The sequence below is a fragment of the Deinococcota bacterium genome (genome assembly GCA_030858465.1).
In the GTDB taxonomy this organism is placed as follows: Bacteria; Deinococcota; Deinococci; order Deinococcales; family Trueperaceae; genus JALZLY01.
On sequence record JALZLY010000042.1, the window covers coordinates 1 to 2548 of the forward strand.

2 protein-coding genes are annotated in these 2548 nt (G+C 65.7%); both read right to left on the reverse strand.

Annotated elements, in window-relative coordinates:
• On the reverse strand, positions 1-1976 hold a 1976-nt coding region (locus M3498_02285), incomplete at its 3' end, for a hypothetical protein (GenBank protein MDQ3458125.1).
• A 4-nt stretch (positions 1977-1980) separates the two neighbouring features.
• On the reverse strand, positions 1981-2142 hold the full coding sequence (locus M3498_02290; GenBank protein ID MDQ3458126.1) for a hypothetical protein: 162 nt from the start codon (positions 2140-2142) through the stop codon (positions 1981-1983).
• Positions 2143-2548: the final 406 nt, after the last annotated feature.

Below are 2548 nucleotides of genomic sequence, written 5' to 3' on the forward strand. Positions count from 1 at the left end.
ACCAGCACCTCGAGGACGCGCTCGGAGAGCCCGAGCAGGTTGCCCTCGTAGCGGACTTGGGCGCTGCCGAGCACGCGGATGTCGAGCGGTTCGCTCTGGGCGAGCAGCCGCGCCCAGACGTCCGTAAAGACGGGTTCGGGGCCGCCGAGGAATTTCAGGCCCGTCCTAGCCAGATTCGCCAGAACCTCTTGCACCTCGGTGGGTACCCCCTCATCCCAGGCGCGCGCTTCCAAACGCTGGTTCAGCATGAGGCGGTGAACGGCGGCGGCGGCGCGCTGGTACGCGTATAGCTGCGGGGCGCCGAGAACCCTATCGAGGGGAGCGCGCGCTGCGGGCGGGTCGTGAAATGCCTTGACCATTCCCGACGCCAGCAGGGCCGGAAGATGATGGATGTCGCTCTCTCCGGCGGTGAGCTCGAGCGCGCGCCGGCTCTCGGTCAGGGCGCTCGCCACGTCGCCCTTCTCGAGGAGGATGCGCACGAAAGGCACCATGAAAAGGCCGATGTGAACTCTAGCACTCTTCCAGATGTTCGCCTCGGCCAGCCGCTCGGCGTCGTCAAGATTTCCCTCGACGAGTTCCAAACTCGATAGGGTCGAGCGGAACAGGATGGCAAGGTCCGGTGCGGCGGTCTCAAGGTGCTCCTTCATTGCAGTAAATTCGTCGATGAGCCCGGCGGTCCGGCCGATCATGAGCCGCGCGAAGCCGCCGTTGTTGACGAGCAGGAGGCGCCGGTAACCGTCCTTGAGGCCGTGGCCGTCAAAAAAGCGCAGCGCCCACTCCATCCAGGTGGCGGCCTCCTGGTAGTGGCCGGCAAAGATCAGGCATTCGCCGAGGGCCGCGGCGTTTCGCGCGACCTCGTAGGGCCTGCCGCGCTGCTCGGCGACCTGCACGCTCCTGCGCAGGAGGGTAACGCCTTGGAGGGGATCGGGGTGGAGGCGGCCGAGCTGAAAGAGGGACAGTGGGGTTTCGTTCTGGGAGGCCGCGCGGCGCGCCTCGGCGAAACCGAGCACAGGATCCTTTAAGGCACCCGCGTAGCGGGCGCGCAGATCGGGTGCTTCGTGCTCGGCTAGGTAGGCACGCGCGTCCCCCATGACCTCGGGGAGTTCTCCCACCGCAGCAGCGGCGACGAGACGCCAGGAGAGCACCCTCTCCTGTTGCTGATATGCCGCGTCCAGGCTCTCCAGGAGGATGTGGAGCCGCCGCAGCAAGCCCCGCGCCTGGTACTCGGGTCCGGCTTCGATCAGCACCTCCGCAACCCGTTCCGGAAGATGGGTGATTGCCAAATCGAGGGCCTCGACGTGCCGGTTGGCACGGCGCAGCGTCGCCAGCAACGAACCGGGTTCGACGAGTGCCTCGGCGCCCGGCGCCGTCAGCGTGGTGCGGGGATGCGGTACGAGCGGGGGCGGCTCGCCGCGGGCGCGCTTGACACCCGCGAGGAAGGGCAGGTAAGCCCCGGCGGACGACCTGTAGAGCGTCTCCAAGTCGCCGCCGACAAGTGCATCGGCCGCGAGGGCCTCGGCCTCCTCGGCGCGCAGCGCGAGTTCTTGGGGACCGAGGTAGAGCGTGTTGCGGCGGGGCGGATGCTGAAGGTGAGCGGTGTCGATCACCACCCGGGTGGGGCCGCGGTCGAGCTCGAGCAGCGCGTCGCTCATAAGGGGCGCATGGTGGGCGTTCGAGAGGGCGACGGTGATGGGCCCGAAGAGGGGCAGATGGGTCTTCAGCACCTCTACGCCGTAGCCAAAAGGCAGGCCGTGGGGGAGCAGGGGCGAGCCGAGCACGTCGTTGACCGCCTCGGCCAGCGCGTTGCCCTGGGCGACCGGGTCGTGGCGGTCGGCGCGACCGAGCGCCAGCCAGATGACCGCTCCCGAGTAGGACAGCGCCTCGATCAGATAGGGCGCGCCGTAGCTCTCACCACCCTCGAGCACCACCGGACCGGGGTGCGTCTGGATGCGTTTGAGCAAGCGGTCGAGCCACACGCGTTTAGTTTACTGCTTGCACGGAGCGGTGCGTAGTTCGGTACTGCTCCTGCTCGTAAGCCTGAACCGCTCTGATGAGCGTCACATCACGAACCACGACCTTGCCGTCGCGAGACCGAAAGAGCGAGGTGCCGGATAGTGTCTTGCGTGCTTGTTCGCGCGTCATCCCAACCTCCTTTCTTTTCTCATATACCGTTGGCCCATGCTACAGACCCGGCGATGCGCTAGCGTTGCAGGGGGGGCGTCGGCCCTTGCAACACGGTTGCAACGCGGACAGGCTAGACTGCTAATAAGCAGGAGGAAAGGTGGAGGTCATGAAAAAGATCATCGCTGTAGGACTCATAATAGTTCTCGGTTTCGGCATTGCGCTGGCAGAACCTTCAGGTCGAGGTCACACTGACGTCGGCAGCGCCTCAATACCTACCAGCATCTCGAGCGTTAGCGACTTTTCGTACTAAGGATGGTTCTCGGAGGGGGAGTGGGATCTTCAATGGTAGCGAATCAACGGGCAATTCGACCCCACACCCCTCGTCATGACAGGCCGCAGCCTCACGGGTGGAGTGCCGATACCG

What these genes read in the sequence shown, in the direction of transcription:
- M3498_02290 (MDQ3458126.1), bottom strand. Translation starts at nt 2,142, where the DNA reads ATGACGCGCGAACAAGCACGCAAGACACTATCCGGCACCTCGCTCTTT.